Origin of the sequence: Pseudomonas citronellolis, from assembly GCF_029335315.1 — a bacterium.
In the GTDB taxonomy this organism is placed as follows: domain Bacteria; phylum Pseudomonadota; class Gammaproteobacteria; order Pseudomonadales; family Pseudomonadaceae; genus Pseudomonas; species Pseudomonas citronellolis_A.
Genome location: NZ_JARJLT010000414.1, coordinates 28,011 through 48,706 on the forward strand (window position 1 = coordinate 28,011; position 20,696 = coordinate 48,706).

Here is a 20,696-nt window from a genome sequence, read left to right on the forward strand (position 1 = left end):
CACTGCCGCCCAGCACACTCTCCGCCATTCACCCCCGCCCGGAGAGGCCCCATGAATCGTCCCCTGTTGTTCAAGCTCGGCGCCATCGCCGTGCTCATGCTCCTGCTGCTCGTCCCCCTGCTGATGATCGGCGGCCTGGTCGGCGAGCGGCAGGCCTACCGCGACGGCGTGCTGCAGGACATCGCCCGCAGTTCCGCCTACGCCCAGCGCCTGCGCGGCCCGCTGCTGGTGGTGCCCTATGTGCGCCAGGTGATCGCCTGGGAGCGCGACGAGGCCAGGGGCGCCCGCGTGCCGGTGCAGCGGGAGAAGCGTGGGCGCCTGTACTTCCTGCCCGAGACCTTCCTGGTCGACGGCCAGATGAGCACCGAACTGCGCCATCGCGGCATCTACGAAGCGCGCCTGTACCATCTGGACAGCCGCGTCAGCGGGCGCTTCGTGGTGCCGGCCAACTTCGGCGTGCGCGACGACCTGGGCAGCTACCGCTTCGAGCAGCCGTTCCTGGCGGTGGGCATCAGCGATGTGCGCGGCATCCAGAACGCGCTCAAGCTGAATCTCGGCGAGCGCCAGCTGGACTTCGCCCCCGGCAGCCGCTCGCGGCGCCTGGGCGAGGGCGTACATGCGCGGCTGCCGCTGGACGCCAGCGCCAGCGAGCAACGCTTCGACTACGCCTTCGACCTGGCCCTGCTGGGCAGCTCGCGGCTGGACGTGACCCCGGTCGGCCGCGACAGCCAGGTCAACCTGCGCGCCGACTGGCCGCACCCGAGCTTCGGTGGCGAGTTCCTGCCGGTCGAGCGCAGCGTCGGCGCCGACGGCTTCAACGCGCACTGGCGCACCAGCTTCTTCGCCAGCAACCTGGAGGAAGCCACCCAGGCCTGCTTCACCGGCAAGGACTGCGCCGGCTTCGAGTCGCGCAGCTTCGGTGTCAGCCTGGTGGACCCGGTGGACCAGTATCTCAAGGCCGACCGCGCGCTGAAGTACGCGCTGCTGTTCATCGGCCTGACCTTCGCCGGCTTCTTCCTATTCGAAGTGCTCAAGGGCCTGGCGCTGCACCCGGTGCAGTACGCCCTGGTCGGCCTGGCCCTGGCGTTGTTCTACCTGTTGCTGCTGTCGCTGGCCGAGCACCTGGGCTTCGAGCTGGCCTACCTGGTGTCCGCCGGCGCCTGCGTCGCGCTGATCGGCTTCTACCTGTGCACGGTGTTGCGCAGCGCGCTGCGTGGCTGCGCTTTCGCGCTCGGCCTGGCGGCGCTCTACGCCATGCTCTACGGCCTGCTGCGGGCCGAGGACTACGCCTTGCTGATGGGCTCGCTGCTGCTGTTCACGGTGCTCGCCGGGGTGATGGCGCTGACCCGTGGGCTGGACTGGTATGGCGTCGGCCGCGCCAAGGGCGAGCCAGCGTTCACCCCCGACGCAGCGCGCCAAGCTTGATGGAGGCCGCCATGCAGGTAGTCACTCGCTTCACCCTGAGTTTCTTCGTCGGCCTGCTGCTGAGCGTGATGGCGCTGCCGTTGCTGATGTTCGTCGGCCACTTCGAACTGATCGCCTGGCTCGCCGCCAGCGGCAAGCCGCTGGCCTGGCTGGCGCTGAACCTGCCGCCGGCGAGCTTCTGGGATGGCCTGACCGGCGCTCACGACGCGGCCCACAACCCGCACGTGCGGTCGTTCCTGGAACTGTGCGTGGGCTTCACCCAGCTGGGCCTGCTGCTGGCGCTGCCGCTGTACTACTGGGGCAGCCGCAAATGAGCGCCTGGCACGGGTTGCGTGAGGAGCGTCGGGAGGGGCGGCGGTTGGCGCGGCGGATCGCCGGGCTGGTTCTGCGAGCGCGTGGAAGTGGGTTCGCGAGCAAGCTCGCTCCTACGAAGAGAGGGCCCAACCTGTAGGAGCGAGCTTGCTCGCGAACGGCGGAAGGCCCATCAACCGCCGGCGCCTGGCCATGGGGCTCAGGCCGGTTGCGTGGCCTGCAGGGACGGACGCCGGGCAACCTCGGCGTACCAGCCGGCGAGTTTCGGATAGCGCTCGCGCCAGGCCCAGTCGGGGCGGCGGAAGTCGAGGTAGCCCAGGGCGCAGGCCAGGCCGATGGCGACCAGGTCGAAGCGCTCGGCAAGCGCGGCGAAGGCCTCGCCCTCGAAATGTTCCAGGGCGCGTTCGATCTTCTGCTGCTGGCCCTGCAGCCAGCCGTCCCAGCGCTTCTCCTCGGGGCGCACGAAGCTCTCGTAGCGGCTGATCACTGCGGCATCCATGACCGCGTCGGCCAGCGCCGCCAGGGTCAGGCGCTGCCAGCGCGCCGGGCCTTCGCGGGGCATCAGCGGCTCGCCGGCGTGCTGCTGGTCGAGGTATTCGACGATCACCCGGCTGTCGTACAGGGCCTGGCCGTCGGCCAGGCGCAGGCAGGGAATCTTCCCCGCCGGGTTGCAGGCGTTGACGCCGCTGTCGGGGCTCACCGGGCTGAGGCTGGCGGCCTGCAGGCGAACCTTGTCGAGCTGGCCGGTCTCGTGCAGCAGCACCATGACCTTGCGTACGAAGGGCGAAGCGGGGGCGTGGAACAGGGTGAGGGTGGCGCTCATGGGGGCTCCTGGTTACTCGCGGATGACCAGCAGGCGGTCGCCGCTGGCGTCGGCGCCCCAGACCTCGCCGGGGCGGCCGTCGAGGCGGCGCACCTGGGCGGCGGTCGAGTCGCCGGGGTAGAGGGTGAATTTCTCGCTCTGCACGTCGAAGCGCAGGATCGCGTTGCCGGCCAGGTCGCTGAGCCAGACGCGGTCCATGGCGTCGACGTAGAGCGCGCAGGGCTGCGGGTTGTCGCCGGGCAGGCGCCAGCTCTTCCACTTGCCGTCGCTGGGGTCGAAGCGGCCGAGGCTGCCGCTGCCCGGCTCGCTGACCCAGAGCCGGCCGATGGAGTCGGCGCCCAGTTGCAGCGGCTGGCTGCCGGCGGTGGGCAGCGGGATGCGGGTGACGGCTTCGCCCAGCGGGTCGATGCGGTTGATGCTGTTGTCGTCGCTGGAGGCGTACCAGACCTGCCCGTCCGGCGTCACCGCCAGGCCGTGCGGGCCCTTGCCGCCGGGCGCCGGCCAGACGTCGAGCTTGCGGCTGTCGGGGTCGAGGCGGCCGTAGAAACCGTTGGCGCCGGTGAACCAGATGTCGTGGTCGTCATCGAAGACCAGGCTGTCCAGGCCGGCGTCGGCGGCCTCCTTGGGCAGCGGCAGGGTTTCGCTGCCCAGGCGTTCCGGGTCGACCCGGACCAGGGCGTTGAGGCCGCTGTCGGCGACCCAGGCTTCGCCGTCCAGCCCGGCGATCACCGCGCGCGGCGCCGAGCCCTTGCCCAGGCTGACCGACTCGTTCTGCCCGCTCTGCGGGTCGAAGCGCACCAGCGCACCGTCGCCCTCGGCGCCGTACCAGAGCTTGCCGTCGTCGAGCAGGGCCAGGGCCGAAGGCGCGGCGCCCTTGGTCAGCGGGTAGTACTGCAGGTCGGCGGCGTGGGCGGAGGCGCTCAGCAGGACGCCGAGCAGGGCGGGCAGGAAACGCGGGCGTAGCGGCATGGGGAAAGCTCCCGGGCGTGGCCGTTGGAACGCGCACTGTAGCGCGCCACGCGCCGGGAGGGGAACGGCGCGCCAGAGACGCGCCGAGGGGGAGGGACGGGGCGGGTGGTCAGAACTTGTAGTCGAGGCTGGCGACCACGTTGCGACGGTCGCCGTAGTAGCAGTAGAAGCCGTCGCAGGTGGAGATGTATTCCTTGTCGAAGACGTTGTTCGCGTTCACCGCCACGCTCAGCCCTTTCAGGCTGTTGTCGATGCGGCCGAGGTCGTAGCGCACCGCGGCGTCGTACAGGGTGTAGGAGCCGGTGTGGCCGTCCGACTTGTCGCGCACGAAGCCCATGCTGCCGATGGCGATGTTGTTGGTCTCGCCCACGTAGCGGCTGCCGAAGCCGACGCCGAAGCCGTCGAGCAGGCCCTGGTGCCAGGTGTAGTCGGCCCACAGCGAGGCCTGGTTCTCCGGGGTCAGCGGTAGCGGGCGGTTCTTGTCCAGCGGGTTGGCGACCTTGGTCATCTTGCTGTTGGAGTAGGTGTAGGCGGCGGTGATCTTGAGGTTCTCGGTCACGTCGCCGACGGCCTCCAGCTCGAACCCGCGCACCTGCGCCTCGCCCACCGGGCTGCTGCGGCCCAGGGAGTCGGACAGCACGATGTTCTGCCGGGTCAGGTCGTAGAGGGCGGCGCTGAGCAGCAGGTTGCTGCCGGTCGGCTGGTACTTCACGCCCACTTCGTACTGCTTGCCGGTGCTCGGCTCGAAGGCCGCGCCGTTGTTGCCGCCGGCTTCGGTCTGGAACGATTCGGCGTAGGAGGCGTAGGGCGCCAGGCCGTTCTCGAACAGGTAGCTGAGCGCCGCGTTGCCGCTGAAGTGGCTGTCGCGGCGGGTGTCGGTGGCGCCACCGGCGTTGTAGAACTTCGAACCGGTGTGGGCCCAGTCCTGGCGGCCGCCGAGGGTCAGGCGCCAGTTGTCCAGGGACATCTGGTCCTGGGTGTAGAGGCCGGTGTCGCGCATCTTCTGGTCATAGTCGTTGAACGCGGTGTAGCTGACGTTGCTGAAGTCCTGACCGTAGATCGGGTGCTTGATGTTGCTGGTCGGCGCGGCGCCGTACAGCCACTGGTAGTTGGTGTTGGCGCGCTGGTGGTCGAGGCCCAGCAGCAGGGTGTGCTTGACCGGGCCGGTGGCGAAGTCGGCCTGGAAGTTGTTGTCGATGGCGAACTGGCTGATGTCCTCGTTGACCACGTTGGCGCCGCGCGCCACGGTGCCGTCGTCGCTCACCGCGGTGGCCCAGCCGCCGGCGGTGATGCCCTGGAAGGACAGGTCGCTCTTGGTGTAGCGCAGGTTCTGGCGGAACTGCCAGACGTCGTTGAAGCGGTGCTCGAAGGCGTAACCCAGGGCGTAGTAGGTCTTGTCGTAGAACTCCCAGTCCGGGTCGCCCAGGTTCTCGTGGTACTTCACGGTGCCGGCCGGGGTCGACAGCTTGGTGCCCTGCAGCGGCAGGAACTGGCTGGTGATGCCGGTATCGTCGCGGTTGAACTGCGAGAGGAAGGTCAGGCGGGTGTCTTCGTCGAAGTTCCAGGTCACGCTCGGGGCGATGTTGTAGCGCTTGCTGTCGACGTGCTCGACCTGGGTGTTGCTGTCGCGCACCACGCCGCTGACGCGGTAGAGCATCTTGCCCTGGTCGTCGATCTTGCCGGTGCTGTCGAAGGAAATCTGCTTGTGCTCGTAGCTGCCGACCTGCAGCTGCACTTCATTGCTGCTCTGCTCCTGCGGGCGCCGGCTGACCATGTCCAGCAGGCCGCCGGGCGGGGTCTGGCCGTACAGCGAGGAGGCCGGGCCGCGCAGCAGGGCGACGCGTTCCAGGTCCCAGGTTTCCAGCTTGGGCATGGTGTAGGAACCCTTGGGTAGCGGCAGGCCGTCGAGGAACTGGGTCGGTTCGAAGCCGCGCACTTTCAGCCATTCGGCGCGGGTGTCGCTGCCGTAGCTGCTGGCGATCACGCCGGGCATGTAGCGCACCGCGTCGTCGAGGTTCTGCACGTTGCGGTCCTGCATCTGCTCGCGGGTGGCCACGGAGATCGACTTGGGCGTCTCCAGCAGCGAGCTGTCGGTCTTGGTGCCGGCGCGGGTGCGCGTGGCCAGGTAGCCGATCGCCGGGCCGTCCGGGTCTTCCTGGGCGGCGCTGATGGTGGTCGCGGCCATGGCCAGGGTGTCCTTGGGCTGCGGGCGCAGGCTGAAGCTGCCGGAGCCGTTCTGCTCCAGCTCCAGGCCGGTGCCTTCCAGGGCCTGACGCAGCGCGCCGACGCCGTCGTAGCGGCCCTGCACCGCGTGGGCGTTGCGCCCGGCGGCCAGGCTCGGGTCGATGCTCAGGCTGATGCCGGCTTCCGCGGCGATGCGGTTGAGGGTGCTGGCCAGCGGCGCGGCGGGCAGCTGGTAGTCGCGCACGGTATCCGCGGCGAGGGCGGCCAGCGGGCTGGCGAGAAGGATGGCGGCGGCCAGCAGGTGCGGGCGGAAGGCCGTGGCGGCGGATGGCATTGGGACTCACTCCTGGGTGTGAATGTTTCTCGTTCGCCTCCTTGCCGGTCGAGATTTCAAAAGTGATAGGGCTGCGCGAAAAAAATTTCGCAGGGCCTGTTTCCGGGCTATCCGCCCGCCAATACCGGGGCTAAGAGATGCCAACGCAGGATGGGTTTCGCGAGCTCAACCCGTCCTGCGAAAGGCGCTCCTACAGGGAGTGGAGGGCGGGGCTCAGCCGCGCGGTACGACCTTCGCCCACCAGCCGCCATGGCGCTCGATGCGCACTGGCAGGCTCGGCGGTAGCGAGTCCAGGGCCAGGTCGGTGTCGCGCAGGGAGAAGCTGCCGCTGATGCGCAGGTCGGCCAGCGCCGGGTCCACGCCCAGGTAGCCGCTGCGGTAGCGGCCCAGTTGGTCGAGCAGGTCGCCCAGGCGCAGGTTGTCGGCCACCAGCATGCCGTGGGTCCAGGCGTCGGCGGTGGCGCTGTTGGCGACCTGCTGGCCGAGGCCGTCGGCGCGCAGCAGCACGTGGCGGCCCTGGGGCACCACGGTTTCGTCGTGGCCCTGTTGCGGCTTCGCCGCCACCGCCGACTGCAGCACGCTGAGCAGGGTGCCGTCGTCCTGGCGCTCGACCAGGAAGCGCGTGCCGAGGGCGCGCAGGCGACCGTCGCGGGTCTCGACGATGAACGGGCGGCTGTCGCCGTGGGCAGTCTGCACCATGATCTCGCCGCTGAGCAGGACGATACGCCGCTCGCTGGCGTCGAAACGGATGTCCAGGGCGGTGCGGCTATCGAGCTGCACCAGGGTGTCGTCGGGCAGGCGCAGCTCGCGCAGTTCGCCGGTGCCGGTGACCACGTCGGCCAGGGCGTAGCGCAGCGGCACGTAGCGGTTGCCGACGCCGAGGGCCAGCACGCCGGCCAGCAGCAGCGACAGGCCGGTGCCGGCCAGACGGCGCAGCTTGCGCCGCGATTCGCCCGGCGCGCGCAGCAGGGCGGCGCGTGCGCCGGGGCTGCCGGCCGCGCCCAGGCTGCGGTCGAGCATGCCCAGCTGGTGCCAGGCGCGGGCGTGTTCGCTGTGCGCGGCGTGCCAGTGGGCGAAGGCGGTTTCGTCTTCGGCGCGGGCCTCGCCCGAACCCAGGCGCAGCTGCCAGGCGATGGCTTCGTCGAGGACGCGCAGGGCTACCGGGCCGTTCATGTCGGCTCCCCATAGAGGGCGATGTAGCACTGGCGCAGGCCCTGGGCGATGTACTGGCGCACGCGCGGCACCGACACGCCCAGGCGTTCGGCGATCTCGGCGTGGCCCAGGCCGTCCAGGCGGTTGAGCAGGAAGGCGCTGCGCGCGCGGCTGGACAGCTTGCCCAGCAGGCGGTCGATTTCGCGCAGGTCGGCAAGGATCAGGAACTGCTCTTCCACCGAAGGCTGCTCGGCCTCGGGCACCAGCAGCAGCTCGTCGAGGTAGGCCTGCTCCAGCGCCTGGCGGCGCCAGTGGTCGACCAGCAGGCCCTTGGCCACGGTCACCAGGAACGCGCGCGGTTCGCGCAGGCTGGGCAGCTCGCGGCGGCCGAGGATGCGCACGAAGGTGTCCTGGCCGAGGTCCTCGGCGCGCTGCGGGCAGCCGACGCTACGGTTCAGCCAGGCGAGCAGCCAGTCGCGATGGTCGCGGTACAGCGTGCCTACGAATTCGCCATTGCCCGTCTGGATTGCCGACACCCTTTGCTCCCCCATCCCGAAACGGGATGAACAACAAAACGATAACTATTCGCAAATGATCGCAAAGTGCAACCAAGCGGGCAATTGGCATCCGTCGGTTTTCGGGAAAGTCTCGGCCCAGAACGTGAAAAACCGCCCCGGAGGGCGGCTTTTCAGTCACGCAGAAGGCAAGCCTTACAGGCCATTCTTCCTTTTGAACTCGCGACGACGGCGATGCAGCACCGGCTCGGTGTAGCCGTTGGGCTGCTTGGTGCCCTCGACGACCAGTTCCAGCGCGGCCTGGAAGGCCACGTTGTCGTCGAAGTTCGGCGCCATCGGGCGGTACAGCGGGTCGCTGGCGTTCTGCCGGTCGACCACCGCGGCCATGCGCTTGAGGCTCTCGACCACCTGCTCCTCGGTGATCACACCGTGGCGCAGCCAGTTGGCCAGCAGCTGGCTGGAGATACGCAGGGTGGCGCGGTCTTCCATCAGGCCGACATCGTTGATGTCCGGCACCTTGGAGCAGCCGACGCCCTGGTCGATCCAGCGCACCACGTAGCCGAGGATGCCCTGGGCGTTGTTGTCGATCTCGTTCTTGATCTCCTCGGCGCTCCAGTTGGTGTTCGGCGCCAGCGGGATGCTCAGGATGTCGTCGACCGAGGCCGGTGCGCGCTTGGCCAGTTCGGCCTGGCGGGCGAACACGTCGACCTTGTGGTAGTGCAGCGCGTGCAGGGTCGCCGCGGTGGGCGAGGGCACCCAGGCGGTGTTGGCGCCGGCCAGCGGGTGGCCGATCTTCTGCTCGAGCATGGCGGCCATCAGGTCAGGCATGGCCCACATGCCCTTGCCGATCTGCGCCTTGCCTTGCAGGCCGGTGGCCAGGCCGACGTCGACGTTGTTGTTCTCGTAGGCGCCGATCCACTTCTCGCTCTTCATGGCGCCCTTGCGCACGACGGCGCCGGCTTCCATGGAGGTGTGGATTTCGTCACCGGTGCGGTCGAGGAAGCCGGTGTTGATGAACACCACGCGCTCGCTGGCGGCCTTGATGCACGCCTTGAGGTTGATGGTGGTGCGGCGCTCCTCGTCCATGATGCCGACCTTCAGCGTGTTGCGCGGCAGGCCGAGGACGTCCTCGACGCGGCCGAACAGCTCGTTGGTGAAGGCGGCCTCTTCCGGGCCGTGCATCTTCGGCTTGACGATGTACACGGAGCCGGTGCGGGTGTTCTTGCGGCTGGTGTTGCCGTTGAGGTTGTGCACCGCGATCAGGCTGGTGAACAGGCCGTCCTGGATGCCCTCGGGGACTTCGTTGCCGGCCTTGTCGAGGATCGCGTCGTTGGTCATCAGGTGACCGACGTTGCGCACGAACAGCAGCGAGCGGCCGTGCAGGGTCAGCGCGGAGCCGTCGGCCTTGGTGTAGACGCGGTCTGGGTTCATGGTGCGGGTGAAGGTGCTGCCGCCCTTGCTGACTTCCTCGGCGAGGTCGCCCTTCATCAGGCCCAGCCAGTTGCGGTAGATCACCACCTTGTCGTCGGCGTCGACGGCGGCGACCGAGTCTTCGCAGTCCATGATGGTGGTCAGCGCGGACTCCATCAGCACGTCTTTCACGCCGGCGGCGTCGGTCTGGCCGATCGGGCTGGACGGGTCGATCTGGATCTCGAAGTGCAGGCCGTTGTGCTTGAGCAGCACGGCTTGCGGCTTGGCCGCTTCACCCTGGAAGGCGATGAACTGGGCGGCGTTCTTCAGGCCGGTTTCGCTGCCGTTCTTCAGGGTGACGGCGACGGCGCCGTTCTTCACCACATAGGCGGTGGCGTCGACGTGGCTGCCGGATTCCAGCGGGGCGGCTTCGTCGAGGAAGGCGCGGGCGAAGGCGATGACCTTGTCGCCACGGACCTTGTTGTAGCCCTTGCCCTTCTCGGCGCCGTTCTCTTCGCTGATGGCGTCGGTGCCGTAGAGCGCGTCGTACAGCGAGCCCCAGCGGGCGTTCGAGGCGTTCAGGGCGAAGCGCGCGTTCATCACCGGCACCACCAGCTGCGGGCCGGCCATGCGGGCGATTTCCTCGTCCACGTTCTGGGTGCTGGCCTGGAAATCGGCCGCTTCGGGCAGCAGGTAGCCGATCTCCTGCAGGAAGGCCTTGTAGGCCACGGCATCGTGGGCCTGGCCGGCGCGAGCCTGGTGCCAGCCATCGATCTTGGCCTGCAGCTCGTCGCGCTTGGCGAGCAGGGCCTTGTTCTTCGGAGCCAGGTCATTGACCACGGCTTCCACACCTGCCCAGAACTTGCCGGCGTCGACGCCGGTACCGGGAATGGCTTCGTTGTTGACGAAGTCGAACAGGACTTTGGCGACCTGCAGGCCACCGACTTGAACGCGTTCAGTCATTGCTTGCCTCACTCTGCTCAGGACCAGCTCGGGACCCAGGCAAGACGCCTTGTAGTCCGAGCCGCGGAATACTACATGATGCCGTGGGAAAAATCAGTGGGCTTGCGTCGCGGTTAGACCAAAGTACGCAGTTCAGTCACGTAGCAGCAATAATGTTCGCAAAATTTATATGGATTGTTCCAGATAAATCTTGAAACTGTACACCAGTAACCCGAATGGGGGGCTGTGGCGCCCCGTCGCAGCCGGCTACCCTGGGCCTGCCTATACTTCTGTTTCGTCCTGGAGAATCCCCATGTCCGTATCGCTCGCCACGCTTGCCGACCTTGACGACCTGGTACCGCTGTTCGCCGGTTACCTCGACTTCTACGAAGTGCCCCGGCCGCAGGCGGAAATCCGCGACTTCCTCGGCCAGCGCCTGGAGCGCGGCCAGTCGGTGATCTACCTGGCGCGCAGCAGCGATGGCGTGGGCCTGGGCTTCGTCCAGCTCTACCCGTTGTTCGCTTCGCTGGAACTGCAGGCGTCCTGGCTGCTCAGCGACCTCTACGTGATCCCGGCAGCGCGCCGCGACGGCCACGGCGAGGCGCTGATGAACGCCGCCCGCGACCACGGCCTGGCCAGCGGCGCCTGCGGCCTGCAGCTGGAAACCGCGAAGACCAACCACAGCGCCCAGGCGCTCTACGAGCGGCTAGGCTATCAGCGCGACGAGCGCTACTACACGTACTGGCTGGACCTGGCGGGCAAGCCCCGCAGCTGATCGTAGACAGGTTCTCAGGAGGCTTCATGGATCATCTCGTGCTCACGGTCATCGCCCCGGACCAGCCGGGGCTGGTGGAACGCATCGCCCAGTGCATCGCCGCCCACGGCGGCAACTGGTTGGAAAGCCGCATGTCGCGCATGGCCGGGCAGTTCGCCGGGATCCTGCGGGTGGCGGTGCCGGCCGAGGGCTACGACGAACTGGTGGAAGGCCTGCAGGAGCTGAACGCCCACGGCATCCGCGTGTTGCTGGCGGACAGCGGCATCGACCCGGTGTGCAACTGGAAGCCGATCCACCTCGACCTGGTGGGCAACGACCGCCCCGGCATTGTCCGCGACATCACCCGCCTGCTGGCGGAACACGGGGTCAACCTCGAGCGCCTGAGCACCGAGGTGCAGCCGGCGCCGATGAGCGGCGAGCCGCTGTTCCATGCCGACGCCGTGCTGGCGGTGCCGCTGACCCTGCCGCTGGAGCAGTTGCAGCAGCGCCTGGAGGCGCTGGCCGACGACCTCATGGTCGACCTGAATTTCCACAACGGGGACTAGTTCGGGTCGCGACAGGGTCCTTGCTGTGCACAAACCTGTTGATGGCTTGTGTGTAGATGCCTGAAGGCCACGTTTGACGTGGCCGCTCTTTATCCTTTGGTTGTGCATGGCAGTCTTGGCGCTTGCCCACAGCAACCGTGGGCGGAGCTGTTGGCGAGCTGTGGATAGGTGGCTGGATGGCTCGCCACTCGTGGCCTGCGCGGGATTGATCGATAAATGAGCGGGGCGCGCGCCCGGCAAGCTTATCCATGGCTTTGCACAAAATCCGTGGATCGCCCTGTGGGCAACTTCTGCATGAATGGCTGAAAGCCCCGCCAACCCTGGCTTGTAGGCGAGTGCTCAGTATTTGCCCAGCCGCCGCCGGAGCATGCACAGAAAACGCGGACAGGCCTGTGGAAAACCCCTGGACATAGCGCTGGGCGCCACACAATGCGGGGGCTCCAGGGGTTTGTTCGTTTCTTGATCAGGCTGCCGCGGGGTGTACGCGCCGCGCAGTTATCCCCGGCGGCGCTGGACGAAGCTGTGGAAAAGCTCCGGGTGGATTGCGCCAGGCCCCGGCTGGCGGGGCTTGGCGCGGGTCGCTCGAAAAATGTTCAGGCGCGCCGCAGGCGATACCAGATGTCGATGCTGTACACCACCAGGGCCGCCCAGATGCAGCCGAAGGCCACCAGCCGCGCCGGGCTCAGGTGCTCGCCGAACAGCAGCACGGCCTGCAGCAGCACCAGGGTCGGCGCGATGTACTGCAGGAAGCCCAGGGTGGCGTAGGGCAGGTGGCGCGCGGCGGCGTTGAAGCACACCAGCGGCACCAGGGTGATGGGGCCGGCGGCGGCCAGCCAGAGCGCCTGCGGGGTCGTCCAGAAGTCCAGGTGGGCGCTCGGGCCGTCGGCGAACAGCAGCAGCCAGCCGAGGGCCAGCGGCAGCAGCATCCAGGTTTCCACGACAAGGCCGGGCAGCGCGTCCACCGGCGCCTGCTTGCGGATCAGCCCGTAGAAACCGAAGGTCAGCGCCAGCACCAGCGAGACCCAGGGCAGGCTGCCCAGCTGCCAGACCTGCTGCGCCACGCCGAGCGCGGCCAGGCCCACGGCTACCCACTGCAGCGGGCGCAGGCGCTCGCGCAGCACGATCAGGCCGAGCAGCACGTTGATCAGCGGGTTGATGTAGTAGCCCAGACTGGCTTCGAGCATGTGCCCGTTGTTCACCGCCCACACGTAGACCAGCCAGTTGCTGGCGATCAGCACCCCGCTGGCGCCGAGCACGGCGATGCGCCGCGGGTTCTCGCGCAGCTCGCGCCACCAGCCGGGGTGCTTCCACACCAGCAGCAGGGCGGCGCCGAACAGCGCCGACCAGATGGCGCGGTGGGTGATGATTTCCAGGGCGGGAATGCGTTCGAGCAGCTTGAAGTAGATCGGGAAGAGTCCCCAGATGACATAGGCGGTCAGGCCCAGGGCGTAGCCCCGTTGGGGATTGGCGGTAGCCATTGGAGGTCCTTGCGGCAGAAGAAGAGAGTGGCCGGGTCATTCTAGGGCTGGCGGCCGATGTTGTCTGTTCGTTCAGCTTCCGCTGCCGTGCGCCACGGCCGACTCTTCCGTAGGAGCGAGCCATGCCCGCGAATCGCGCGCGTGGCGCGCTCCTACAGGGGCTCGGGGATAGGCTCAGAACAGCCGCAGCGGCTCCTCGTCCAGCGCCGCCAGCTGCTCGCGCAGCACCAGCACCTGCTCGCCCCAGTAACGTTCGCTGCCGAACCAGGGGAAGCTCGGCGGGAACGCCGGGTCGTCCCAGCGCCGTGCCAGCCAGGCGCTGTAGTGCATCAGGCGCAGCGCGCGCAGGCCCTCGATCAGCGGCAGCTCGCGCGGGTCGAAGTCGTGGAACTCCTGGTAGCCGTCGACCAGTTCGGACAGCTGGCCAAGGCGCTCCTGGCGCTCGCCGGCCAGCATCATCCACAGGTCCTGCACCGCCGGGCCCATGCGGCAGTCGTCGAGGTCGACCATGTGGTAGACCTCGTCGCGGCACAGCAGGTTGCCCGGGTGCAGGTCGCCGTGCAGGCGGATCGGGCTATAGCGGTTCTCGGCGAACAGCGCGTCGACGCGCTTGAGCAGGTCGCGGGCCACCGACTCGTAGGCCGGCAGCAGGCTCTTGGGCACGAAGTTGCCTTCCAGCAGCGTGGCCAGGGACTCGTGGCCGAAGTTATCCACAGTGAGTCGTTCGCGATGCTCGAACGGGCGGATGGAACCTACCGCGTGCAGGCGCCCGAGCAACTGGCCGAGGCGGTACAGCTCGTCGAGGTTGCCCGGCTCCGGGGCGCGGCCACCGCGGCGGGGGAAGAGGGCGAAGCGGAAGCCGGCGAATTCGAACAGGGTCTCGCCGTCGCGTTGCAGCGGCGCCACCACCGGCACTTCGTGCTCGGCCAGTTCGGCGGTGAAGCTGTGTTCCTCGCGGATGGCCGCGTCGGTCCAGCGGCCGGGGCGGTAGAACTTGGCGATCAGCGGCTGCTCGTCCTCGATGCCTACCTGGTAGACGCGGTTCTCATAGCTGTTGAGCGCGAGGACGCGGGCATCGCTGAGGTACCCGAGGCTCTCCACCGCGTCGAGGACCAGGTCGGGCGTTAGGGCGGAGAAGGGATGGGACATGGCGGCGATCCGGGGGCAGTTAACAGGCCCCTAGTCTACGCACACCGCCGGGGGATTGCTGGCGCCTCGCGCCACCGGGCCTGGATGCTCTTCGCAGGATGGGTATCGCTTCGCTCAACGCCATCCTACGACGTGCCGAATTGACTCAATGGTCGCAGCGCTCGAAATGGAAACCGGCCTTGGCCAGCGCTTCGGGTTGCGTCTTCAGGTAGTCGAAGAAGCGTTCCGCCAGCTCGCGCCGGGGCCCCTCCACCAGCACCTGGACGTACTGCGCCTGCGGGGCGCAGGCGTACGCCAGCGGCGCTTCGCCCCGGCCCTTGGCGTGCAGCGCCTGGACGCTGGCGGCGCCGTCGTCGGCGAAGAACAGGTCGAAGGGCATGCCGTCGCCGATGTCGCCGGCCAGCTCACGGCTGTCGCCCTCGATCAGCAGCACCTTGTTGCCGGTCTGCAGCTGGTACTGGTCGGCCAGGGCCTCCAGGGCCGCCATTGGCTGGTGGCCGCTGGCTACGCGGAGGACGTCGGGGGTGGCCTGAACGAGGGACGGCAGCAGCGCGCTGCATGACAGCAGCAGGGGAATCAGGACGCGGCGCATGGCGGGAAGCTCCGGAACGAGTGGGATCCTCCTATTGGAACCCCGCGCCCGGCGCCGGCCGTTGATACAAGGCAGGCTTTGCTCAGAGCGGCGTGCCGAGGATCACCTGGGCCGGGGAGAACTGCGCGCGCACGCTGCTGCCGGCTTGCAGGCGGAGGATTTCGACGCGTTCGCGGTCGACCAGCGCGCACAGGGTCTGCCCGCTGGGCAGCAGGATGCGTACTTCGCTGGGGCCGTCGCCAGCCTCGCGGATATCCTCGATGCGCCCTTCCAGGGCGTTGAGCCCGGCCGGGCACTCGATCTGCGGCAGGTCGACGTACAGCCAGCCGGCCTTCATCAGCGCGATCACCGGCTGGCCTTCGCGCAGTTCCAGCTTCTCGGTGCTCTCGCGGGTGATGCGCGCCTGGATGCGCGCGCCGCCGGGCAGGTCGATGCCGACCAGGTCGTTCAGGCCCTGCGCCTGCAACGTGCTGACCCGGCCATGCAACTGATTGCGCGCGCTGGTGCGCATCATCAGGCGGCCGATCAGCTCCAGGTCCTCTTCTTCGCCAAGCGATTCGAGCATGCGCTCGCGCAGCTCTTCCAGGCGCTGGTACAGCGCCAGCAGGCGTTCGCCGGCCGCGGTCAGGCGCGCGCCGCCACCGCCCTTGCCGCCGACGCTGCGTTCCACCAGGGGGCGCTCGGCGAGGTTGTTGAGTTCGTCCACCGCATCCCAGGCGGTCTTGTAGCTCATCCCGGCGGCCTTGGCGGCCTGGGTGATGGAGCCGAGCTGGGCGATCTGCGCGAGCAGGGCGATGCGCTGCGGGCGGCGGGTGACGTGCTGGGTGAGGAGGCTGAGGGTGGTCATCGGCGTAATTGTTGTAGTCGTTGGAATAGCGCGAGGCTGGTGGCTGCGGGGGCAAAACGCAAGCGCAATCCGGCGGATGCACGGGCCTCAGCCGGGTTTGCCGGTGCGCGCCAGGCAGTACACGTCGACCCTGGCCGCGCCGGCCTGGCGCAGCAGCCTGGCCAGGGCGGCGGCGGTGGCGCCGGTGGTCAGCACGTCGTCCACCAGCGCCAGGTGCAGGCCGCGCAGCGCGGTGCCCTGGTCCAGGCTGAAGGCCTGGCGCAGGTTGCGCTTGCGGGTGGCGGCGTCCAGGCCCTGCTGCGGCGGCGTCTCGCGTACCCGGCGCAGCGGCGTGCGGCAGTCCAGGCCGAGGTCGCCGGCCAGCCGCCGGGCCAGCAGCTCGGCCTGGTTGAAGCCGCGCTGGCGCTGGCGCTTCACGGCCAGGGGCACCGGCAGCAGCAGGTCGGGCGGTTGCAGCCCGGCGTCGAAGGCTTCCTCCAGATGGCGCGCCAGCAACTGTGCGCAGAGACGCCCGAGGGGGCGGTCGCCCTGGTGCTTGAAACGGGTGATCACGCCGTCCAGCGGAAAGGCGTAGCGCCAGGGCGCCAGCACCCGCTCGAAGGGCGGCAGGTGGCGCAGGCATTCACCGCAGCTCAGACCGTTGGTCGGCAACGGCAGCGCGCAGGTGGGGCAATGCCCGGCCTGCCACGGCAGGTCGGCTTCGCAGCCGCCGCACAGCGGCAGTCGCCCGGTGTCGACGCGGCCGCCACAGAGCAGGCAGGAGGGGCGGGGGAGGAGGGCGAGCAGCCTGTCGAGCGGTAGCAGGGTGGCGCCCTCCGGATGGCCGGGCGGACGCTCAGTGGATCAGCCAGCTCATCACGATCAGGCCGAGCACGGTGAGGACGATACCGCCGAAGAAGGAGCGCCGGACGAAGGCGCGGATGCCACTGTAGAGCAGCAGCAGGCCGAGGAAGAGTAGGACGAAGCTGAAGATCGATACGTCCATTCCGATGGCGCGGGCCAGGCCGTGGAGGAACTGGTCCATGGCCGCCCAGAGGGCGCCGAGCAGGCCGGAGAGAAGCTCGACGACGAAACGTATCGCCTTGCCGATTGCCTGGCCGAGCCAGTCGAAGGTGCCTTCTGTTCCCATGGGGGCGGGATTCCTTGAGGGGTTTGCGCTATTGGAGTGGCCCGGTGCCTGCAGGTTCAGCCCGGGTAACAGGGTTGGTTGAAATATAGTCAGTTGTCGACTTGTGACTCTTGCTTGGTTGACAGCGACCAAGGCTTACATATCATGCCTCGAAAGCCTGAACCGTCGCGCCATGCCCGCGACGTCCGAGAACAACGAGGCGTCAGCCCGCGTCCGAAGGAATCCCCCATGAGTGCAACCGCAACCGTCGCCACCCGCCATGACTGGTCCCTCGCCGAGGTGACGGCGCTGTTCGAGCAGCCGTTCAACGACCTCCTGTTCCAGGCGCAGACGACGCACCGCGCGCACTTCGACCCGAACCGCGTGCAGGTCTCGACCCTGCTGTCGATCAAGACCGGCGCCTGCCCGGAAGACTGCAAGTACTGCCCGCAGTCCGGCCACTACAACACCGGCCTGGACAAGGAAAAGCTGATGGAGGTGCAGAAGGTCCTGGAGGCCGCCGCCGAGGCCAAGGCCATCGGCTCGACCCGCTTCTGCATGGGCGCGGCCTGGAAGCACCCCTCCGCCAAGGACATGCCCTACGTGCTGGAAATGGTCAAGGGCGTGAAGAAGCTCGGCCTGGAAACCTGCATGACCCTCGGCCGCCTGACCCAGGAACAGACCCAGTCCCTGGCCGAGGCCGGCCTGGACTACTACAACCACAACCTCGACACCTCGCCGGAGTTCTACGGCAACATCATCACCACCCGTACCTACGGCGAGCGCCTGCAGACCCTGGCCTACGTTCGCGAGGCGGGGATGAAGATCTGCTCCGGCGGCATCCTCGGCATGGGCGAGTCGGTGGCCGACCGCGCCGGCCTGCTGATCCAGCTGGCCAACCTGCCGGAGCACCCGGAATCGGTGCCGATCAACATGCTGGTGAAGGTCAAGGGCACCCCGCTGGCCGAGGAGAAGGACGTCGACCCGTTCGACTTCATCCGCACCCTGGCCGTGGCCCGGATCATGATGCCGAAGTCCCACGTGCGCCTGTCCGCCGGCCGCGAGCAGATGAACGAGCAGATGCAGGCCCTGGCCTTCATGGCCGGCGCCAACTCGATCTTCTACGGCGAGAAGCTGCTGACCACCACCAACCCGCAGGCCGAGAAGGACATGCAACTGTTCGCCCGCCTGGGCATCAAGCCCGAGGAGCGCGAAGAGCACGCCGACGAAGTGCACCAGGCCGCCATCGAGCAGGCGCTGGTCGAGCAGCGCGATTCGCAGCTGTTCTACAACGCCGCTTCGGCCTGATCTGCTTTCCTTTGTAGGAGCGGCTCGGCTCGTGAACCCCGGCAAGAGCGGTTCGCGAGCAAGCTCGCTCCTACAGGCTGGGCCTCGGCAGAGAGGTCCGCAGCAGAGCTAAGGGGTTCTTATGTCCTTCGATCTCGCCGCCCGCCTCGCCCAGCGCCAGGCGGACGACCTCTACCGCCACCGGCCGCTGCTGGAGTCGCCCCAGGGCCCGCTGGTGCGCGTCGACGGCCGGCCGATGCTGGCCTTCTGTTCCAACGACTACCTGGGCCTGGCCAATCACCCCGAGGTGATCGCCGCGCTGCGTAGCGGCGCCGAACGCTGGGGCGTGGGCGGTGGCGCTTCGCACCTGGTCAACGGCCACTGCGGGGCGCACCACGAGCTGGAGCTGGCGCTCGCCGAATTCACCGGGCGGCCGCGCGCGCTGCTGTTCTCCACCGGCTACATGGCCAACCTGGGCGCCGTCACCGCGCTGCTGGGCAAGGGCGACAGCGTGTTCGAGGACCGCCTCAACCACGCCTCGCTGCTGGACGCCGGCCTGCTCAGCGGCGCGCGCTTCTCGCGCTACCTGCACAACGACGCCGCCAGCCTGGCCACGCGCCTGGGCAAGGCCGAGGGCAACGCCCTGGTGGTCACCGACGGCGTGTTCAGCATGGACGGCGATATCGCCGACTTGCCCAGCCTGTGCGCCGAGGCGAAGCGTGCCGGCGCCTGGATGATGGTCGACGACGCCCACGGCTTCGGCCCGCTGGGCGCCAGCGGCGGCGGCATCGTCGAGCACTTCGGCCTGGGCCTGGACGAGGTGCCGGTGCTGGTCGGCACCCTGGGCAAGGCCTTCGGCACCGCCGGCGCCTTCGTCGCCGGCAGCGAGGAACTGGTGGAAACGCTGATCCAGTTCGCCCGCCCGTACATCTACACCACCAGCCAGCCGCCGGCGGTGGCCTGCGCCACGCTGAAGAGCCTGGAGCTGCTGCGCGCCGAAAGCTGGCGTCGCGAGCACCTGGCCACCCTGATCGCGCGTTTCCGCCGGGGCGCCGAGGCCATCGGTCTGGAGCTGATGGACAGTTTCACGCCGATCCAGCCGATCCTCATCGGTGGCAGCCGCCAGGCCATGGCGCTGTCCGCCGCGCTGCGCGACCACGGCATCCTGGTCGGGGCGATCCGCCCGCCGACCGTGCCGGCCGGCAGCGCGCGGCTGCGCGTGACCTTCAGCGCCAGCCACAGCGAGGAGCAGGTCGACCGCCTGCTCGAAGCCCTGGAGCAGAGCTGGCGGCAGGTCTCAAGCAGCCTGCTGGCGGAGCTCGACGCCGAGGAGGGCGAAGATGCGTGACCAACTGATCCTGCTGCCCGGCTGGGGCCTGGGCAGCGCGCCGCTGGAGCCGCTGCGCGACGCCTTGCTGGAGCAGGCGCCGCACCTGCACGTGGCCATCGAGCCGCTGCCGCGCGAAGCCGACCCGAGCGACTGGCTCGATGAACTCGACGAGCAACTGCCCGAAGGCAGCTGGCTGGGTGGCTGGTCGCTGGGCGGCATGCTCGCCGCCGAGCTGGCCGCGCGGCGCGGCGATGCCTGTCGCGGCCTGCTGACCCTGGCCGCCAACGCCAGCTTCCGCCAGCTCGACGACTGGCCCCAGGCCATGCCCAACAGTGTCTTCGAGGACTTCTTCGAAGCCTTCCTGCTGGAACCGGAACTGACCCGCAAGCGCTTCACCCTGCTGGTCAGCCAGGGCGCCCGCGACGCCCGCACCCTGGCCCGCCAGCTGCAAGTGGCGCTGCCAGCGCTGGAGCCGGCGGCGCTGAGCGCCGGCCTGCAACTGCTGGGGCGCCTGGACACCCGCGCCGCGCTGCAACGCTACGACGGCCCGCAACTGCACCTGTTCGCCGGCAGCGACGCGCTGGTTCCGGCCCCCGCCGCCGAGGCGCTGCTGGCCTGGCTGCCGGACGTCGAGACGCAGGTATTCGCCGGCGCCAGCCACGGCCTGCCGCTGGAGCGCCCGGACGAAGTGGCCGCGGCGATCCTGGCATTCATCCATGAGGGCGACGATGTTTGATCCCCAGGGCGGCGCGCTGCCGGACAAGCGCCAGGTCGCCGCCTCCTTCTCCCGCGCGGCGGCTACCTATGACGCCGTGGCGGAACTGCAGCGTGGCGTCGGCGAGAGCCTGCTGCAACGCCTGCCGGCTGGCCTTGCGGCGCGGCGCTGGCTCGACCTGGGCTGCGGCACCGGCTACTTCAGCCGCGCCCTGGCGCGCCGCTTCCCGGACGCCGAGGCATTGGCCGTGGACATCGCCGAAGGCATGCTGCGCCATGCCCGCGAGCACGGCGGCGCGCGGCACCTGATCGGTGGCGACGCCGAGCGTCTGCCGATACGCGGCGAGTGCTGCGACCTGCTGTTCTCCAGCCTGGCCATCCAGTGGTGCGCCGACCTGCCGGCGGTGCTCGGCGAGGCGCGCCGGGTGCTGCGCGAGGGCGGCGTGTTCGCCTTCAGCAGCCTCTGCGTGGGTACCCTCGGCGAGCTGCGCGCCAGCTGGCAGGCGGTGGACGGCTTCGTCCACGTCAACCGCTTCCGCGCCTTCGACGACTACCAGCGACACTGCGCGGCCAGCGGGCTGGAAGTGCTGGAACTGGTCACCGAGGACCGCGTGCTGCACTTCCCCGACCTGCGCAGCCTGACCCACGAACTCAAGGCACTGGGCGCGCACAACCTCAACCCGGGGCGCCCCGACGGCCTGACCGGGCGGGCGCGGGTGCGTGCGCTGATCGAGGCCTACGAACACTTTCGTCAGCCCGAAGGGCTGCCGGCGACCTACAGGGTGGTTCACGCCGTCCTGCGTAA

Annotated in this window: 20 protein-coding genes; 8 read left to right on the plus strand and 12 right to left on the minus strand. The window is 68.9% G+C overall.

Features of this window, described 5'->3' with window-relative positions; genetic code table 11:
* Positions 1–51: 51 nt before the first annotated feature.
* Positions 52–1,425, plus strand: a complete 1,374-nt coding sequence (gene creD / locus P3W75_RS31400; RefSeq protein ID WP_276231232.1) for a cell envelope integrity protein CreD — start codon at positions 52–54, stop codon at positions 1,423–1,425.
* An 11-nt stretch (positions 1,426–1,436) separates the two neighbouring features.
* Positions 1,437–1,739 (plus strand): hypothetical protein, encoded by a 303-nt coding sequence (locus P3W75_RS31405; protein ID WP_276231233.1) that lies wholly within the window; start codon positions 1,437–1,439, stop codon positions 1,737–1,739.
* Between the two features lie 197 nt (positions 1,740–1,936).
* Here the strand turns inward: P3W75_RS31405 and P3W75_RS31410 are convergent, their stop codons facing one another.
* The 6 genes from P3W75_RS31410 to P3W75_RS31435 all read right to left on the minus strand — a co-directional run bounded on the left by P3W75_RS31410 (position 1,937) and on the right by P3W75_RS31435 (position 10,087).
* Positions 1,937–2,560, minus strand: a complete 624-nt coding sequence (locus P3W75_RS31410; protein WP_276231234.1) for a glutathione S-transferase N-terminal domain-containing protein — start codon at positions 2,558–2,560, stop codon at positions 1,937–1,939.
* Positions 2,561–2,572: 12 nt separating this feature from the next.
* Positions 2,573–3,529 (minus strand): Vgb family protein, encoded by a 957-nt coding sequence (locus P3W75_RS31415; RefSeq protein ID WP_276231235.1) that lies wholly within the window; start codon positions 3,527–3,529, stop codon positions 2,573–2,575.
* Between the two features lie 109 nt (positions 3,530–3,638).
* Complete coding sequence (locus P3W75_RS31420; protein WP_276231236.1) at positions 3,639–6,047, minus strand: TonB-dependent siderophore receptor; 2,409 nt, start codon at positions 6,045–6,047, stop codon at positions 3,639–3,641.
* 213 nt (positions 6,048–6,260) lie between these two features.
* Positions 6,261–7,220 (minus strand): FecR domain-containing protein, encoded by a 960-nt coding sequence (locus tag P3W75_RS31425; protein WP_276231237.1) that lies wholly within the window; start codon positions 7,218–7,220, stop codon positions 6,261–6,263.
* Positions 7,217–7,735 (minus strand): RNA polymerase sigma factor, encoded by a 519-nt coding sequence (locus P3W75_RS31430; RefSeq protein WP_276231238.1) that lies wholly within the window; start codon positions 7,733–7,735, stop codon positions 7,217–7,219. Before P3W75_RS31430 ends, P3W75_RS31425 begins: the two co-directional genes overlap by 4 nt.
* A gap of 174 nt (positions 7,736–7,909) precedes the next feature.
* Positions 7,910–10,087, minus strand: a complete 2,178-nt coding sequence (locus P3W75_RS31435; protein ID WP_276231239.1) for a malate synthase G — start codon at positions 10,085–10,087, stop codon at positions 7,910–7,912.
* Positions 10,088–10,379: 292 nt separating this feature from the next.
* On the opposite strand from P3W75_RS31435, the gene P3W75_RS31440 reads away from it, so the two are divergent.
* Both P3W75_RS31440 and P3W75_RS31445 read left to right on the plus strand, forming a co-directional pair.
* Positions 10,380–10,841: a GNAT family N-acetyltransferase gene (locus tag P3W75_RS31440; protein WP_276231240.1), complete on the plus strand. Its 462-nt coding sequence runs from the start codon at positions 10,380–10,382 to the stop codon at positions 10,839–10,841.
* A 26-nt stretch (positions 10,842–10,867) separates the two neighbouring features.
* Entirely contained in the window at positions 10,868–11,386 is a 519-nt protein-coding gene (locus P3W75_RS31445; RefSeq protein ID WP_276231241.1) for a glycine cleavage system protein R, read from the plus strand.
* A gap of 593 nt (positions 11,387–11,979) precedes the next feature.
* Here the strand turns inward: P3W75_RS31445 and rarD are convergent.
* From rarD to P3W75_RS31475, 6 genes are all read right to left on the minus strand, one after another.
* Positions 11,980–12,864: an EamA family transporter RarD gene (gene rarD / locus P3W75_RS31450; protein WP_276231242.1), complete on the minus strand. Its 885-nt coding sequence runs from the start codon at positions 12,862–12,864 to the stop codon at positions 11,980–11,982.
* 174 nt (positions 12,865–13,038) lie between these two features.
* A complete protein-coding gene (locus P3W75_RS31455) occupies positions 13,039–14,013 on the minus strand; it encodes a serine/threonine protein kinase (protein ID WP_276231243.1) in 975 nt (324 codons plus the stop codon).
* 145 nt (positions 14,014–14,158) lie between these two features.
* A complete protein-coding gene (locus tag P3W75_RS31460) occupies positions 14,159–14,605 on the minus strand; it encodes a substrate-binding domain-containing protein (RefSeq protein ID WP_276231244.1) in 447 nt (148 codons plus the stop codon).
* An 82-nt stretch (positions 14,606–14,687) separates the two neighbouring features.
* A complete protein-coding gene (locus P3W75_RS31465; RefSeq protein WP_276231245.1) occupies positions 14,688–15,452 on the minus strand; it encodes a TOBE domain-containing protein in 765 nt (254 codons plus the stop codon).
* Between the two features lie 87 nt (positions 15,453–15,539).
* Complete coding sequence (locus tag P3W75_RS31470; RefSeq protein WP_276231253.1) at positions 15,540–16,256, minus strand: ComF family protein; 717 nt, start codon at positions 16,254–16,256, stop codon at positions 15,540–15,542.
* 31 nt (positions 16,257–16,287) lie between these two features.
* The gene (locus tag P3W75_RS31475) at positions 16,288–16,581 is read right to left on the minus strand and encodes a hypothetical protein (protein WP_276231246.1); all 294 of its coding nucleotides are present in this window, start codon (positions 16,579–16,581) and stop codon (positions 16,288–16,290) included.
* 228 nt (positions 16,582–16,809) lie between these two features.
* Between P3W75_RS31475 and bioB the strand changes: the two genes are divergently transcribed.
* The 4 genes from bioB to bioC form a co-directional block, all read left to right on the plus strand.
* Positions 16,810–17,868 carry a biotin synthase BioB gene (gene bioB / locus P3W75_RS31480; RefSeq protein WP_276231247.1) on the plus strand — a complete coding sequence of 353 codons (1,059 nt, stop codon included), beginning with the start codon at positions 16,810–16,812 and terminating at the stop codon, positions 17,866–17,868.
* Between the two features lie 121 nt (positions 17,869–17,989).
* Positions 17,990–19,195 carry an 8-amino-7-oxononanoate synthase gene (gene bioF, locus P3W75_RS31485; protein WP_276231248.1) on the plus strand — a complete coding sequence of 402 codons (1,206 nt, stop codon included), beginning with the start codon at positions 17,990–17,992 and terminating at the stop codon, positions 19,193–19,195.
* On the plus strand, positions 19,188–19,913 hold the full coding sequence (locus tag P3W75_RS31490) for an alpha/beta fold hydrolase (protein WP_276231249.1): 726 nt from the start codon (positions 19,188–19,190) through the stop codon (positions 19,911–19,913). Before bioF ends, P3W75_RS31490 begins: the two co-directional genes overlap by 8 nt.
* Positions 19,906–20,696, plus strand: a 791-nt coding sequence (gene bioC / locus P3W75_RS31495; protein WP_276231250.1) for a malonyl-ACP O-methyltransferase BioC, incomplete at its 3' end; no start/stop codon positions are given. The genes P3W75_RS31490 and bioC, both read left to right, overlap by 8 nt.

Bases quoted from the DNA above. Each gene is read 5' to 3' on its own strand.
- creD (WP_276231232.1), top strand. From the start codon at position 52: ATGAATCGTCCCCTGTTGTTCAAGCTCGGCGCCATCGCCGTGCTCATG.
- P3W75_RS31405 (WP_276231233.1), top strand. From the start codon at position 1,437: ATGCAGGTAGTCACTCGCTTCACCCTGAGTTTCTTCGTCGGCCTGCTG.
- P3W75_RS31410 (WP_276231234.1), bottom strand. From the start codon at position 2,560: ATGAGCGCCACCCTCACCCTGTTCCACGCCCCCGCTTCGCCCTTCGTA.
- P3W75_RS31415 (WP_276231235.1), bottom strand. From the start codon at position 3,529: ATGCCGCTACGCCCGCGTTTCCTGCCCGCCCTGCTCGGCGTCCTGCTG.
- P3W75_RS31420 (WP_276231236.1), bottom strand. From the start codon at position 6,047: ATGCCATCCGCCGCCACGGCCTTCCGCCCGCACCTGCTGGCCGCCGCC.
- P3W75_RS31425 (WP_276231237.1), bottom strand. From the start codon at position 7,220: ATGAACGGCCCGGTAGCCCTGCGCGTCCTCGACGAAGCCATCGCCTGG.
- P3W75_RS31435 (WP_276231239.1), bottom strand. From the start codon at position 10,087: ATGACTGAACGCGTTCAAGTCGGTGGCCTGCAGGTCGCCAAAGTCCTG.
- P3W75_RS31440 (WP_276231240.1), top strand. From the start codon at position 10,380: ATGTCCGTATCGCTCGCCACGCTTGCCGACCTTGACGACCTGGTACCG.
- P3W75_RS31445 (WP_276231241.1), top strand. From the start codon at position 10,868: ATGGATCATCTCGTGCTCACGGTCATCGCCCCGGACCAGCCGGGGCTG.
- rarD (WP_276231242.1), bottom strand. From the start codon at position 12,864: ATGGCTACCGCCAATCCCCAACGGGGCTACGCCCTGGGCCTGACCGCC.
- P3W75_RS31455 (WP_276231243.1), bottom strand. From the start codon at position 14,013: ATGTCCCATCCCTTCTCCGCCCTAACGCCCGACCTGGTCCTCGACGCG.
- P3W75_RS31460 (WP_276231244.1), bottom strand. From the start codon at position 14,605: ATGCGCCGCGTCCTGATTCCCCTGCTGCTGTCATGCAGCGCGCTGCTG.
- P3W75_RS31465 (WP_276231245.1), bottom strand. From the start codon at position 15,452: ATGACCACCCTCAGCCTCCTCACCCAGCACGTCACCCGCCGCCCGCAG.
- P3W75_RS31475 (WP_276231246.1), bottom strand. From the start codon at position 16,581: ATGGGAACAGAAGGCACCTTCGACTGGCTCGGCCAGGCAATCGGCAAG.
- bioB (WP_276231247.1), top strand. From the start codon at position 16,810: ATGAGTGCAACCGCAACCGTCGCCACCCGCCATGACTGGTCCCTCGCC.
- bioF (WP_276231248.1), top strand. From the start codon at position 17,990: ATGTCCTTCGATCTCGCCGCCCGCCTCGCCCAGCGCCAGGCGGACGAC.
- P3W75_RS31490 (WP_276231249.1), top strand. From the start codon at position 19,188: ATGCGTGACCAACTGATCCTGCTGCCCGGCTGGGGCCTGGGCAGCGCG.